The following is a 14,878-nucleotide window of genomic DNA, read 5'->3' on the forward strand; positions in this document are numbered from 1 at the left end:
TCATTTTCCCTCAGGAGAAAGGGGTTTAACCGGGCATCTATGAACACTATTGCTTTCCTGAAACAGAATAAAGACCGCTGGTGGGCGCTGCCGCTTATTTTACCGGTGATGTTGCTGCCTGTGCTGAGCGCGGCCAATACCCTGACGCAACTGGGCGACGGCATTGTGGCACTCTATTATCTGCCGCTCTTTTTCCTGCTCACCTTAATGTTGTTTTTCGGCGTTGGGGCAATTCCCGGAATAGTGCTGTCGCTGTTTATTCGCTATTACCCGCAAGTTGGGCTGTTTGAAACCGTTGCCGGGATCTTCCATTTTATTATTCCCTTAGTGCTGAGTTGGGGCGGTTATCGCGTCTTTGCCCCCAGACGCAATATGACGGCTTACGGCGATATACGGCTGATGGCGCAGCGCATTTTCTGGCAGGTGTTATGTCCGGCAACGCTGTTTCTGGTGCTGTTTCAGTTTGCGGTTTATCTGGGCGTGTATGAGAGTCGCCAGAGCCTGGCGGGGCTGAACCCGCTTAATATTCACACGCTGATCAACTATCAGGCGCTGCTGGTCAGCGGCTTAACGGGCGTACCGCTGAGTTACCTGATAATCCGGCTGATTCGCCATCCGCGTTATTTCAGGGCATTGATTTCTCAGAGCCGCGCGCAGATAGATAAAAAGGTGACGCTCATCGAGTTTCTGGTCTGGTTGATCATACTGGGCGGGCTGCTGCTGTTGCTGCTGATACCAATGAATGAGAACAGCTCTATCTTCACCACTAACTACACGCTGTCGCTCCTGATGCCGGTGATGCTCTGGGGCGCGATGCGCTTTGGTTACAGGCTGACATCCCTCATCTGGACGCCGGTCCTGCTGGTCTCTATTCACTATTTTTACCGTTATATCCCTGTGAATCAGGGCTACGACATTCAACTGGCGATCACCTCTTCCAGCTACCTGGTCTTCTCGTTTGTGGTGGTCTATATGTCGATGCTGTCGACCCGCCAGCGTGCCGTGAATAAGCGCTCCCGCAAGCTGGCGCTCCTCGACCCGGTTGTCCATATGCCTAACCTGCGTGCGTTGTTACGCGATCTGGCCCGGAACCCGTGGTCGGCGCTCTGTTTACTGCGTATTCCTGAACTGGAAGTGCTGGGCCGAAATTATGGCGTATTGCTGCGAATTTTGTACAAACAGCAGCTGGCACAGTGGGTTAATGGCACACTCCAGCCCAATGAGCGGGTGTATCACCTTACCGGGTATGATCTGGCGGTGCGACTCAACGCGGAATCGCACCAGCAGCGAATCGAGACGCTGGATGAGCATATCAAACAGTTCCGTTTTATCTGGGATGGCATGCCGCTACAGCCGCAGGTGGGCATGAGTTACTGCTATGTACGCTCACCCGTGAACCATCTCTATCTGGTGCTGGGGGAGTTAGGGGTTATTGCCGATCTGTCGCTCTCAACCAACCACCCGGAAAACCTTCAGCAGCGTGGTGCTGTCCATCTGCAGCGCAGCCTGAAGGATAAAATCGCGATGATGAGCCGCCTGCAAAAAGCGCTCGACAACAACGAATTCACCCTGCTGGCGCGGCCCGTTCGCGGCCTGCGTGGCGATCGCTATCATGAAGTGCTGCTGCGGATGCCGGATGCGGACGGCGCGTTACTTACTCCCGATCGGTTCCTGCCCGTCGCTCAGGAGTTTGGCCTGTCGTCGCGGGTCGATTTGTGGGTGCTGGAGCGCACGCTGCGCTTCCTGGCCGAACACCGTGACAGGCTGCCCGGCCAGCGCTTTGCCATTAATCTTGCGCCCTCAACCGTTTGTCGGGTGCAGTTCCCGCTGGAGGTGAGCCGTCTGCTGAATAAATACGCCGTGGAGGCGTGGCAGTTGATCTTCGAGGTGACCGAGTGCAGTACCTTCGGCAGCGCGGAGCAGGCGATGCATACCCTCCGGCAGCTACAAAAAATGGGCGTACGCATTGCGATAGATGATTTTGGTACCGGCTATGCAAGCTATGCGCGGCTGAAAAGCGTGGACGCAGACATCCTCAAGATTGACGGCAGCTTTATTCGCAATATCGTCAGCAACAGCCTGGATTACCAGATTGTGGCCTCTATTTGCCATTTAGCGCGAATGAAAAAGATGCTGGTGGTTGCGGAATATGTGGAGACCGAAGAGATACGTAGCGCGGTTCACGCGCTCGGTATCGACTATGTGCAGGGCTATCTGATAGGTCGGCCGGTGGCGCTTGAGTCACTGCTGGAGGCAGAGGCGTCCGTAGCGGACGCCTGAGCCGTTACGCCGCGACGTCGGCGCTCTCTTCTTCGATTTTGAGCATCCAGCCGGTGACCGCTTCCCAGTACTGCTGCTCTTTTTCCAGATCCAGCAGAACCAGCGCATTCTGGCTAAACCAGTCGTGCGGGAAGCTCAGCGTCCAGTGATGGTCATCCGTTTTGAGTTTCAGCGTGGGCGGCGTGGTGGTGGCCTGACGCTGGTTATTCAGCAGCACGCCCAGACGCAGCAACTGAATCATCGGCAGGAACTGCTTTTTCTTGAACAGCGTGAAGCGCGGCAGATCGTCGAGCTTAATGGCTTTGCGATGATAGCGCACCAGCGTCGCCATCATGGTTTGCTGCTCCTGGTTGAAGCCCGGCAAATCGCTGTTTTGCAGAATGTAGGCGGAATGACGGTGCATGCCGCTGTGGTTAATGTTCAGCCCCACTTCGTGCAGCATCGCTGCCCATTTCAGCAGGGCGGCAAGCTGCGGATGGGCAAGCTTTGGATTCTGCTCCTGCCACTGATCGTACATCTGAACGGTCGTTTCCAGCACCCGCTTCGCCTGTTCGCGGTCGATGTTGTACTGGTTTGCCAGGCTTTGCGCGGTACGGCTGCGAATATCCTGATGGCGGAAGCGGCCTTCCATCTCATACAGCACGCCTTCACGCAGCGCGCCGTCAGAGAGACGCAGCTCTTTAATTGCCAGCGCATCGAATACGCCGCACAGGATAGCCAGCCCCGGTACAAACACCGCTTTACGCTCGTCGGAAAGACCCGGCAGGCTTAACGCGTCGAAACTTTTATGTTTCAGCACCTCTTCGGTCAGCAACGTCAGGCGTTCGGGCGTGATAAAACCGTCTTTTTCACCCATCGCCAGCAGCACTTCATGGGCCGCTTTGATGGTGCCCGAGGCCCCCAGCGCGACGTTCCAGCCCTGGATACGGTACTGCCAGGCCAGATTTTCCAGCTTCTGAACGGCGGCCATGCGCGCCCGCTGGAAGTTTTCCCGCGAAATCGCACCGCCCGGGAAATACATCTGCGCAAAGCTGACGCAGCCCATACGGCGGCTTTCCACCAGACGCGGTTCAAAGTCTTCACCAATGACCAGCTCTGTGGAGCCGCCGCCGATATCAATCACCAGCTTGCGGCCTTTTTCCGGCTGCGTGTGCTCAACGCCCATAAAAATCAGACGCGCCTCTTCGTTACCGGAGATGATCTCAATGGGGTAGGGGATCACTTTTTCCGCACGCTTGAGGAATTCAGGGGCATTCAGCGCCTGGCGCAGGGTATGCGTTCCCACAATGCAGACACTGGAGGGTGAGAAGCCCTGCAGGCGTTCGGCAAACAGCGACAGGCAGTTCAGGCCGCGCTCCATCGCCTCTTCGCTGAGCATGCTGCGTTCATCAAGACCATCTGCCAGGTGTACGCGCTGCTTCAGACGACCGATGATCTGCAGCGCGCCATCCACCTCACGGGCGATGACCATGTGGAAACTGTTAGAACCAAGGTCGACCGCGGCGAATTCCTGTGGTCGTGGGGTCTTATCATTTATCGGCATAGGTTAATCGGGTTGCTCGAGTGATTTGATATAGTCGTAAATCGCCAGTTGCGACCGCACTTTGCGGCGGTTGCCGCGCGGTACATAGCGGTTACTGAGTTCTTTGTCGATATAGCGCGCTTTCACCGTGTCGCTAAACAGAATCTCGATAATGTCGAGAATACGCTGTTTCAGGCGCGGATCCAGCAGCGGCGCTGCGACTTCAATTCGATAATCAATATTGCGCGTCATCCAGTCTGCCGAAGAGAGATAGACCTGTTTATCTCCCGCATTATCGAAAATATAGACCCGATCGTGCTCCAGGTAGCGGTCGACAATGCTGATGACGCGAATATTATCGCTGATGCCTTCCAGTTCCGGGATGAGGGAGCACATGCCGCGGATCAGCAGGTTAACCGGAACGCCGGAGCTGGACGCCGCATAGAGTCTGTCCACGAGACCTTTGTCGACCAGATTGTTGAGCTTCAGCGTGATGCCGGACGACAAGCCTTTCTGGGCGTTGGCAATTTCTTTGTCGATCATATCGTACAGCAGGCGGCGCGAGTTCTGCGGTGACACCAGCAGATAATCGAAGCTCACCGGGCGGTACGGGTTCTCAATAAAGTTGAACACCCGGCGCACCTCGTTGGTGATGCGCGCGTCGGCGGTCAGCAACGAGTAGTCGGTATAAATTCGTGCGGTTTTCTCGTTAAAGTTCCCGGTACCGATGTGGGCATAGCGCACCACGTCGTCACCCTCTTTACGGGAAATAAGGAACAGCTTGGCGTGAATTTTCAGCCCCGGGGCGGAGAAGATAACGTGCACACCCGCTTCCGTCAGACGGCGCGCCCAGTGGATATTGGCCTCTTCGTCGAAACGTGCCTGCAGCTCAACCACCACGGTTACTTTTTTGCCGTTGTGCGCGGCGTGGATCATCGCGTCGATGATGCGGGAGTCTTTCGCCACGCGGTAAATATTGATTTTGATTGCCAGCACGCTCGGGTCAAAGGAGGCCTGACGCAGCAGCTCCAGCACGTGTTCAAACGTGTGATACGGATAGTAGAGCAGGACGTCGCGTTCGCGGATGGCGTCGAAACCGTTACGGAACTTATCGAACCAAAGATGACGCAGACGCGGCAGCGGTTTATTCACCAGATTGGCTTTGCCGACGTTCGGGAAGCCAATAAAGTCTTTAAAGTTATGGTAACGACCGCCCGGCACAATGGAGTCATAGCGCGAGATAGTCAGCTTGTCGCGCAGCATTTCCACCATCGCGTCTGGCATATCACGCTGATAGACAAAGCGCACCGGTTCGGCCGTCAGACGCTGCTTGAGGCTGGAGGACATCAGTTCCATCAGGCTGGCTTCCATCTCGTGCACCAGGTCATATTCGGCGTCACGGGTCATCTTCATCGAGTAGGCGTTTAACGCGTCGTAATCGAAGAAGCCTTTGAAGATATCGTCCAGACAGTAGCGCAGGATGTTATCCAGCAGGATCATCGGTTTGCGTCTGCGCGGGGTTTCCGGCGGCAGGTTCACAAAACGTGGCACCTTGTCGGACGGGATCTCCAGCAGCGCGTAACGGATGGATTCACCGCGAATAATTTCCACCGCCAGGTAGGTGTAGTCATCTTTCAGGAACTGCACCAGATCGGTTTCGCGGTTGATCAGAATAGGGGTGATGTGCTGGCGCAGATACTGTTTAAAGTAGTGGCGCAGCCAGTTTTGTTGGTTAACGGAGAGCTGACGTTCGTTAATCAGGAAGATTTGATTGCGTGCCATCTCCAGCAGCAACTCGTTATAGAGGCCGTCAAATTCCTGATCGGCTTTCAACACGCGGGACTGAATTTTGCCTAACAGATGGCGAGAGTGAGAGTTTAAGCCCTGCTCTTCGCTGATGATGATCCGCCGTTTCAGCTCGGCAAAGCGAACCTTGTAGAACTCATCAAGGTTGTTGGAATAAATGCCCAAAAAACGCATGCGCTCAATAAGCGGGTTGCTTTTGTCCGCCGCTTCCTGGAGTACGCGTTCGTTGAATGCTAACCAGCTTAGCTCTTTCTCGATATATAACTTTTCCTGACCCATTACAGCTCACACTCCAGTTCAATCACAGGACGTGGTAAATCCGTCTCGTCCTTATTATGGCGAGCATTTCCACGATATGTCCAACAGTGCCAGAAAAGTATGACAGTTATTTTTTTGTTGGAGATTTTAGAAGGTTGGAGAAGGGAATATCGGGTAATGCGCTTTGTTGGTCGGGTAAGCGCTGCTGCGCCACCCGACAGAACAGACTACTCTTCGGCCGCGTAACCCTGCGGGGGCAGTTTCACGCCATCCAGCCAGGCAGCACCCTCGCGCATCGCCAGACGCCCGTCGACAAACCAGCTGACCACCAGTGGATAAATGGCATGTTCCTGGCTCTGCACCCGTTCGGTGATGTCGTCTTCGGTGTCGCCGTCAAAGACCGGGACTTTCGCCTGCAGGATCACCGGTCCGCCGTCCAGCTCATCGGTCACGAAATGCACCGAGGTCCCGTGCTCTTCATCGCCGTTTTCCAGCACCTGACGATGGGTGTGCAGGCCGGGATATTTCGGCAGAAGCGAAGGGTGGATATTCAGCAGACGCCCGGCGTAGTGCCCGACAAATGCCGGGCTCAGGATACGCATATACCCCGCCAGCACCACAACGTCCGGCGCGTAGGCATCAATCTCCTGAACCAGTTCGCGGTCAAACGCTTCACGGCCGGCGAACTGACTGGCCTCCAGCGCGTGCGCGGGAATGTTTGCTTCCCGGGCGCGCTCAAGGCCGAACGCGTCGGCCTTGTTGCTGAATACTGCCCGAATGGTGCCATTGATTTTCTTCTGTTTGCAGGCGTCAATGATGGCCTGCAAATTGCTTCCGTTGCCGGAAATGAGCACCACGATGTTTTTCATTCAATGACCACACGCTGTTCGGAATCGGAAGCTTTGATAATACCGATTTTCCACGCGTTTTCACCTTTGTCCGTCAGCAGCTTAACGGCTTTATCCGCTTCGCTCGCTGGCAGGGCGATCACCATACCTACGCCACAGTTAAAGGTGCGGTACATTTCGTGAGAACTCACATTGCCCGCGGTTTGCAGCCAGTTAAAGACTGCTGGCCACTGCCAGGAAGATTCGTCGATTACCGCCTGGGTGTTGTCCGGCAGTACGCGCGGAATGTTTTCCCAGAAGCCGCCACCGGTCAGGTGGGCAATGGCGTGAACGTCCACGTTCTCAATCAGCTCCAGCACGTTTTTCACGTAGATGCGGGTCGGTGCCAGCAGATGGTCAGCCAGAGGTTTACCTTCAAGTTCGGTGGTTTGTGGGTCGCAACCGCTTACTTCGAGGATTTTACGCACCAGCGAGTAGCCGTTAGAGTGCGGGCCGCTGGAGGCCAGCGCAATCAGCACATCACCATCAGCCACTTTACTGCCGTCGATAATTTCTGATTTTTCTACCACACCCACGCAGAAGCCTGCGACGTCATAATCTTCGCCGTGATACATGCCAGGCATTTCTGCGGTTTCACCGCCAACCAGCGCGCAGCCAGACTGCAGACAGCCTTCGGCAATACCGTTGATCACGCTGGCTGCGGTATCCACATCCAGTTTGCCTGTCGCGTAGTAGTCGAGGAAGAACAGCGGCTCAGCGCCTTGTACCACCAGGTCGTTTACACACATCGCGACCAGATCGATACCGATCGTGTCGTGACGTTTTAAATCCATCGCCAGGCGCAGTTTTGTGCCTACACCGTCAGTACCCGAGACCAGAACAGGTTCACGATATTTTTGCGGCAGCGCGCACAGTGCGCCGAAGCCACCCAGACCACCCATCACTTCCGGGCGGCGGGTTTTTTTCACCACACCTTTGATTCGGTCAACCAGCGCATTACCTGCGTCAATATCAACACCGGCATCTTTGTAGCTGAGAGAAGTTTTGTTGGTCACGGCTCAAGTCCCCACGCGATTGCATAGCTAGTAAGAAAAATCGGCGCAATTCTAACAGTCCAGGCAAACGTTTGCGAGCCTATTCTCGGCGCGAGGATCTTTTTTTCTGCTCCACCCCCGGCGGCGCGCAAACTTGACTCCGTTCACGAAAATGAAACCGGTTTCGGCGATCTGCTTGCATGCGGTTTAGGGAATGAACATCATGAAATGAAACCGGTTTCAGTTTCATTTAGGAGGAATGAAGGCCATGAACATCGCCGCATTTGATATCGGTGGCACCGCGTTAAAAATGGGCATTGTGACCGCGCAGGGAGAGCTACTGCAAACGGATAAGGCCGCCATCAGGAACAGCGACGGTGACGCCATTCTTGCGCAGATGCTGAACTGGGTAACGGCCCATCCCGGGCTTAAGGGGATCGCCATCAGCGCGCCGGGGTATGTTAATCCGCATACCGGCTTTATAGAGATGGGCGGGGCCATTCGCCGCTTCGACCAGTTCGCAATGAAAGGCTGGCTTGAGGCGCATACGGGTTTACCGGTTACCGTCGAGAATGACGCTAACTGCGTGCTGCTGGCGGAGCGCTGGCAGGGCAAGGCGAAGGATATCGATAACTTTCTGGTACTGACCATCGGCACCGGGATCGGCGGGGCAATTTTCTGCAACGGCAGGCTGGTTCACGGGGCGCGTTTTCGCGCCGGAGAGTTCGGCTACATGCTTACGGAAAGGGCAGACTCAAGACGTGTTGCCCGCCACTCCATGAATGAAAACTGTACGTTACGCACGCTTCGCAAGCGCTATGCCGACTTTCACAGTCTGACGCTTGAGAGCGTCACCGGCGAGGCCATTTTTGATGGCTATGACGCAGGCGACACCGTATGCCGCCGCCTGGTGGATGATTTTCTTAACGGCATTGCGACAGGGCTCTACAACCTGGCGAATGTGTTCGACCCGCAGACCATCTTCATTGGCGGCGGTATCGCGGAGCGGCCCGGGTTTATGGATCTGCTTCGCACCCATCTTGCGTGGTTTGGCATCGCGGATATCGCCGATGTCGTCAGCCACGGCAACCGGGCCGGTCTTGTCGGCGCGGTTTACCACTTCAGACAGCAGTATCCGTCAGCAATCAGCAACATCGAATGAGGGAAAGAGTATGTCAGGATTTAAAGAAGGTTTTCTGTGGGGCGGCGCGGTGGCCGCGCACCAGCTGGAAGGTGGCTGGAAAGAGGGCGGTAAAGGCGTAAGCGTCGCCGATGTCATGACCGCTGGCGCCCACGGCGTGCCGCGTGAAATCACCGACGGCGTGCTGCCAGGAAAAAACTACCCGAACCACGAAGCCATCGATTTTTACCATCGCTATAAAGAAGACATCAAACTCTTTGCGGAGATGGGGTTCAAATGCTTCCGTACCTCCATTGCCTGGACGCGTATTTTCCCGAAAGGGGATGAGCTGGAGCCGAACGAAGCGGGCCTTCAATTCTACGATGACCTGTTCGATGAGTGCCTCAAATACGGCATCGAACCGGTTATCACCCTGTCGCATTTTGAGATGCCGTATCATCTGGTCACCGAGTACGGCGGCTGGCGCAACCGTAAGCTGATCGACTTCTTTGTCCGCTTCGCAAAAGCGGTCTTCCAGCGCTATCAGCATAAGGTGAAGTACTGGATGACCTTTAACGAGATCAACAACCAGGCTAACTTCCACGAAGATTTTGCGCCGTTTACCAACTCCGGGCTGAAGTATGCGCCAGGCGAAGACCGTGAGCCGGTGATGTTCCAGGCCGCGCACTATGAGCTGGTGGCCAGCGCGCTGGCGGTAAAAGCCGGGCGCGAGATTAATCCTTCCCTGCAGATCGGCTGCATGATTGCCATGTGCCCCATTTATCCGCTGACCTGCGCGCCTGACGACATCATGATGGCAATGAACGCGATGCATCGTCGCTACTGGTTCACCGACGTTCACGTGCGCGGCAAGTATCCGCAGCATCTGCTTAACTACTTTGCGCGTCGTGGTTTCACGCTGGACATTACCGAAGAAGACAAAGCGGCGCTGACGCAGGGCTGCGTGGATTACATCGGCTTTAGCTATTACATGTCCTTCGCCACCAAAGCGACGGCGGATAACCCGGAACTGGATTACGATGAAAGCAAGAGCCTGGTCTCCAACCCGTACGTGCAGAAATCTGACTGGGGTTGGCAGATTGACCCGGTTGGCCTGCGCTACTCCCTGAACTGGTTCTGGGATCACTACCAGCTGCCGCTGTTCATCGTTGAGAACGGCTTCGGCGCGATTGACGTGCAGGAGAGCGACGGCACGGTGAACGACCAGTACCGCATTGATTATCTCTCGGCGCACATCCGCGAGATGAAAAAAGCGGTGGTGGAAGATGGCGTGGATCTGATGGGCTACACCCCGTGGGGCTGTATCGATCTCGTTTCTGCCGGCACCGGTGAGATGAAGAAACGCTACGGGTTTATCTTTGTTGATAAAGACAACGAAGGGAACGGCACGCTGAACCGCAGCAAGAAAAAGTCGTTTGACTGGTATAAGCAGGTGATTGCGAGCAACGGCGACAACCTGTAATTGTCGGGTGGCGCTTACGCTTACCCGACCTACACTACACGTAGGCCCGCGTAAGCGCAGCGCCACCGGGCAGAACCCCGCACCCAAGCCGGAGTCTCGCCTCCGGTTTTTTGTCTCTAAATCACTTTGCTTGATATACGTCAAGCAAGATGGGTATGGCCTAATCCGAAAAAAGCGGTATAATCCCGCGATTTTTTTGCGGACGCCACCTCAGAGGAGAAAGAGAATGAAGATTGTGGAAGTGAAACACCCACTCGTTAAACACAAGTTGGGCCTGATGCGTGAGCATGACATCAGCACGAAGCGTTTTCGCGAACTGGCATCTGAAGTCGGCAGCCTGCTGACCTACGAAGCGACCTCTGACCTCGAAACGGAAAAAGTGACCATCGAAGGCTGGAACGGCCCGGTGCAGGTTGAGCAGATCAAAGGTAAGAAAATTACCGTGGTGCCAATCCTGCGTGCTGGTCTTGGCATGATGGAAGGCGTGCTGGAGCACGTACCGAGCGCGCGTATCAGCGTGGTGGGGATCTACCGTAATGAAGAAACCCTGGAGCCGGTTCCGTACTTCCAGAAGCTGGTGTCTAACATCGACGAGCGTATGGCGCTGGTGGTTGACCCGATGCTGGCGACCGGCGGCTCAATGATTGCCACCATCGACCTGCTGAAAAAAGCAGGCTGCAGCAGCATCAAAGTGCTGGTGCTGGTTGCGGCACCGGAAGGGATCGCGGCGCTGGAAAAAGCACACCCGGATGTGGAGCTGTACACCGCGTCTGTCGACCAGGGGCTCAACGAGCACGGGTACATCATCCCGGGGCTGGGCGATGCCGGCGATAAGATCTTTGGTACGAAATAATCGAATAACGATAAATAAGCCGACTTTGAAAGTCGGCTTTTTTTTGAATAAAACACACATAACTAACCATCTCAGAGGAAAACACTATGACGCGCCGTGCTATCGGGGTGAGTGAAAGACCGCCGCTTTTACAGACTATCCCGCTTAGTTTGCAGCACCTGTTCGCTATGTTTGGCGCAACCGTGCTGGTGCCAATCCTGTTTCACATTAACCCGGCTACCGTGCTGTTGTTCAATGGTATCGGGACGCTGCTGTACCTCTTTATCTGTAAAGGTAAAATCCCGGCGTATCTGGGGTCGAGCTTTGCCTTTATCTCGCCGGTGTTGCTGCTGCTGCCCCTGGGGTATGAAGTGGCGCTGGGCGGCTTTATCATGTGCGGTGTGTTGTTCTGCCTGGTCTCTTTCATTGTGAAGAAGGCCGGTACCGGCTGGCTGGATGTGATGTTCCCACCGGCGGCGATGGGGGCCATCGTTGCCGTCATCGGTCTGGAGCTGGCAGGCGTGGCGGCGAATATGGCTGGCCTGCTGCCTGCTGATGGGCAGTCGCCGGACTCCAAAACCATCATCATCTCACTGGTGACGCTGGGCGTGACGGTATTTGGCTCCGTGCTGTTCCGCGGTTTTATGGCGATTATCCCGATCCTGATCGGCGTGCTGGCGGGTTATGCACTCTCCTTCGTGATGGGTGTTGTCGATACCACGCCAATTGCTCAGGCGCACTGGTTTGCCCTGCCAACCTTCTATACGCCACGCTTTGAATGGTTTGCTATCTTCACTATTCTGCCTGCCGCGCTGGTGGTTATTGCTGAACACGTTGGCCACCTTGTGGTGACGGCGAACATCGTTAAACGTGACCTGATCCGCGACCCGGGTCTGCACCGTTCGATGTTTGCAAACGGCTTCTCGACGATCATCTCCGGTTTCTTTGGCTCCACGCCAAACACCACCTACGGTGAGAACATCGGCGTCATGGCGATCACCCGCGTTTACAGCACCTGGGTTATCGGCGGTGCGGCAATCATCGCAATCCTGCTCTCCTGCGTGGGTAAACTGGCGGCAGCGATCCAGATCATCCCGGTTCCGGTGATGGGCGGCGTGTCTTTGCTGCTGTACGGCGTAATTGGCGCATCTGGTATTCGCGTGCTGATTGAGTCCAAAGTGGACTACAGCAAAGCGCAGAACCTGATCCTGACTTCCGTTATCCTGATCATCGGCGTGAGCGGCGCGAAGGTACACATCGGCGCGGCCGAGCTGAAAGGCATGGCGCTGGCGACCATCGTTGGTGTGGGCCTGAGCCTGATTTTCAAGCTGATTTCCGTGATCCGCCCTGAAGAGGTGGTGCTGGAGGCTGACGAAAGCGAAAAAGCGTCACACTGATCGTAAAACCGGGTGGACGATCCGCCCGGTTCTCTCCTGGCAGGTTCCGTGCTAAACTCCGTTCCGATTTTATGTAAGATCTGGTTGAGGTACTTCTGAACGGACCGGCACAGCTCTCTCTGCCACTCTATCTCCCTGACGACGAAACTTTCGCGAGTTTCTGGCCGGGTGATAACCCCTCTTTACTGGCTGCACTGCAGAACGTGCTGCGCCAGGATCACAGCGGATACATCTATATCTGGTCACGCGAAGGCGCGGGACGCAGTCATCTGTTGCATGCCGCCTGTGCTGAGCTTTCAGCGCGGGGGGATGCGGTAGGCTATGTACCGCTGGATAAACGTACCTGGTTTGTGCCTGACGTGCTGGAGGGAATGGAACATCTCTCCCTGGTCTGCATCGATAATATCGAATGCGTGGCGGGGGATGAGCCGTGGGAAATGGCGATCTTTAACCTCTATAACCGTATCCTGGAGTCGGGCAAAACCCGGCTGCTGATCACCGGCGATCGTCCGCCGCGCCAGCTGAATCTGGGGCTGCCGGATCTGGCCTCCCGACTCGACTGGGGGCAAATCTACAAACTGCAACCGCTGTCAGATGAAGACAAACTCCAGGCGCTTCAGCTGCGCGCCAGACTGCGCGGATTTGAACTGCCGGAAGACGTAGGGCGCTTCCTGCTCAAGCGTCTGGACAGGGAAATGCGCACGCTGTTTGATACGCTCGATCAGCTCGATCGCGCCTCCATTACCGCCCAGCGCAAGCTCACCATTCCGTTTGTGAAAGATATTCTGAAGCTTTGAGTTTTTGTGCCCGGTGGCGCTGCGCTTACCGGGCCTACGGGATCGAATAGGCCGGGTAAGGCGCAGCCGCCACCCGGCTAGAGGTCTCCCATCAGGTGCTCAACCAGCAGCGGAATCGGCCTCCCTGAGGCCACGCTTCTGCCACCCTCACGCCACAGCGCCGTACCGCTAATATCCAGATGCGCCCACGGGATTGTCGGCGGGCAGAAGTGATGCAGCAGCCACGCCGCCGAGGCACTGATCGCCGCATTGTTGGGCGGCGTATTGCACAGATCGGCGATGGCGCTGTCGGTCTGCTTTTTCAGCCGCGCATCCAGCGGCAGGGACCACACTTCATCTCCGCTCTGTTTTCCTGCCTGCGTCAGCGCCTGGCGCAGTGGCTCGTCCTGGGTCATCAACCCGCTCAGCTCATATCCCAGCGCTTTGACCACCGCACCCGTCAGCGTTGCCATATCGATAATGTAGCGCGCCTGCAGATGGCGCTGGCTGGCCCAGGCGATAGCGTCTGCCAGCACCAGTCGGCCTTCGGCATCGGTATTATTAATCTCAACCGTGGTGCCGTTGCAGGCTCTGGCTACCGTGCCGGGCTGCATGGCGTCCGGGCCGATGGCGTTTTCTGCCAGCGCCAGCACGCCCATGAGGCGCACGGGGAGCGCCAGCTCTGCAACGGTCAGCATCAGCCCCAGCACGTTCGCTGCCCCGCACATGTCATATTTCATGGTGTACATGCCCGCGCCATCCTTGAGCCACAGGCCGCCGGTATCGAAGGTAATGCCTTTACCAACATAGCAGCGCACCGGGCCGTCAGAAACACCGTCATAGTGAATAGCCAGCAGTCGTGGCGGGCAGGAGGCGCCTTTGCCAACGGCGTGAAGCAGCCCCAGACCCTGCTCAACGATCTGCTTTTCATCCAGCACTTCACAGTGCAGGGCAGGGAAGGCCGCGCACAATGTTTGCGCCTCCTGCACCATAAACTGTGGTGTGCAGCGGTCGGAGGGGATATCGGCCAGACGGCGTGCGGCGACCATTCCACGGCTAATGGCGAGCTGCTGGCGGAAGATAACGTCCAGCCGCGCCTGCTGTTCTGGCAGGCAGAGGGCGGTAACGTGCTCAACGCGCAAAGTGATATCGTCCGCTTTCTTCAGCTGCAGATCGCTAAGCCTGTGCGACTGATTAAAAAGAAAACGCAGGACCTGTTGCAGCACAACGTCGTCAATGTGGGTGACATCCAGGACCACGTCGGTGCTGACGGGCGTGGCCAGCAGCGGACGGAGTGCCGTAAGCAATCCTTCGGTAAGGCTATCCTGCCAGAGAGCATCCGGCACCAGCGTGATGCGCGCAAAAGGCGCACAGCCAAAACGGGTGTCGGCAACGGCATCTTGCCCGCGCATTTCCGCAATCAGTGGCGTGTCCGGCAACAGCGTAGACGAGCTGCGGGCGATGAGGTGGCCGCGTGGCTTTACGTCAGAAAGGGCGGTGATCAGCTGATACGTCATCATCA

Annotated in this window: 11 protein-coding genes; 6 read left to right on the top strand and 5 right to left on the bottom strand. The window is 56.2% G+C overall.

Annotated elements, in window-relative coordinates:
- Positions 1 to 39: 39 nt before the first annotated feature.
- Complete coding sequence (locus tag AC2FAK_RS17770; RefSeq protein WP_095455428.1) at positions 40 to 2,280, top strand: bifunctional diguanylate cyclase/phosphodiesterase; 2,241 nt, start codon at positions 40 to 42, stop codon at positions 2,278 to 2,280.
- A 4-nt stretch (positions 2,281 to 2,284) separates the two neighbouring features.
- On the opposite strand, the gene ppx is transcribed toward AC2FAK_RS17770, so the two are convergent.
- From ppx to purM, 4 genes are all read right to left on the bottom strand, one after another.
- Entirely contained in the window at positions 2,285 to 3,823 is a 1,539-nt protein-coding gene (gene ppx / locus AC2FAK_RS17775; protein WP_020689986.1) for an exopolyphosphatase, read from the bottom strand.
- 3 nt (positions 3,824 to 3,826) lie between these two features.
- Complete coding sequence (ppk1, locus tag AC2FAK_RS17780; RefSeq protein WP_013098243.1) at positions 3,827 to 5,887, bottom strand: polyphosphate kinase 1; 2,061 nt, start codon at positions 5,885 to 5,887, stop codon at positions 3,827 to 3,829.
- A gap of 206 nt (positions 5,888 to 6,093) precedes the next feature.
- On the bottom strand, positions 6,094 to 6,735 hold the full coding sequence (gene purN, locus AC2FAK_RS17785; RefSeq protein ID WP_095455429.1) for a phosphoribosylglycinamide formyltransferase: 642 nt from the start codon (positions 6,733 to 6,735) through the stop codon (positions 6,094 to 6,096).
- Positions 6,732 to 7,769: a phosphoribosylformylglycinamidine cyclo-ligase gene (purM, locus tag AC2FAK_RS17790; protein ID WP_013098241.1), complete on the bottom strand. Its 1,038-nt coding sequence runs from the start codon at positions 7,767 to 7,769 to the stop codon at positions 6,732 to 6,734. Before purM ends, purN begins: the two co-directional genes overlap by 4 nt.
- 247 nt (positions 7,770 to 8,016) lie before the next feature.
- On the opposite strand from purM, the gene bglK reads away from it, so the two are divergent.
- From bglK to AC2FAK_RS17815, 5 genes are all read left to right on the top strand, one after another.
- Entirely contained in the window at positions 8,017 to 8,910 is an 894-nt protein-coding gene (bglK, locus tag AC2FAK_RS17795; protein WP_095455430.1) for a beta-glucoside kinase BglK, read from the top strand.
- Between the two features lie 10 nt (positions 8,911 to 8,920).
- The gene (locus AC2FAK_RS17800; protein WP_013098239.1) at positions 8,921 to 10,351 is read left to right on the top strand and encodes a 6-phospho-beta-glucosidase; all 1,431 of its coding nucleotides are present in this window, start codon (positions 8,921 to 8,923) and stop codon (positions 10,349 to 10,351) included.
- 226 nt (positions 10,352 to 10,577) lie between these two features.
- Positions 10,578 to 11,204 carry a uracil phosphoribosyltransferase gene (gene upp / locus AC2FAK_RS17805; RefSeq protein WP_003860560.1) on the top strand — a complete coding sequence of 209 codons (627 nt, stop codon included), beginning with the start codon at positions 10,578 to 10,580 and terminating at the stop codon, positions 11,202 to 11,204.
- A gap of 86 nt (positions 11,205 to 11,290) precedes the next feature.
- The gene (uraA, locus tag AC2FAK_RS17810; RefSeq protein ID WP_038986262.1) at positions 11,291 to 12,580 is read left to right on the top strand and encodes a uracil permease; all 1,290 of its coding nucleotides are present in this window, start codon (positions 11,291 to 11,293) and stop codon (positions 12,578 to 12,580) included.
- 95 nt (positions 12,581 to 12,675) lie between these two features.
- On the top strand, positions 12,676 to 13,377 hold the full coding sequence (locus AC2FAK_RS17815; RefSeq protein WP_211944493.1) for a DnaA inactivator Hda: 702 nt from the start codon (positions 12,676 to 12,678) through the stop codon (positions 13,375 to 13,377).
- Between the two features lie 77 nt (positions 13,378 to 13,454).
- Here the strand turns inward: AC2FAK_RS17815 and AC2FAK_RS17820 are convergent, their stop codons facing one another.
- A complete protein-coding gene (locus AC2FAK_RS17820; protein ID WP_095455431.1) occupies positions 13,455 to 14,876 on the bottom strand; it encodes a leucyl aminopeptidase family protein in 1,422 nt (473 codons plus the stop codon).
- Positions 14,877 to 14,878: the final 2 nt, after the last annotated feature.

The organism is Enterobacter cloacae complex sp. 394F7 (assembly GCF_057320385.1).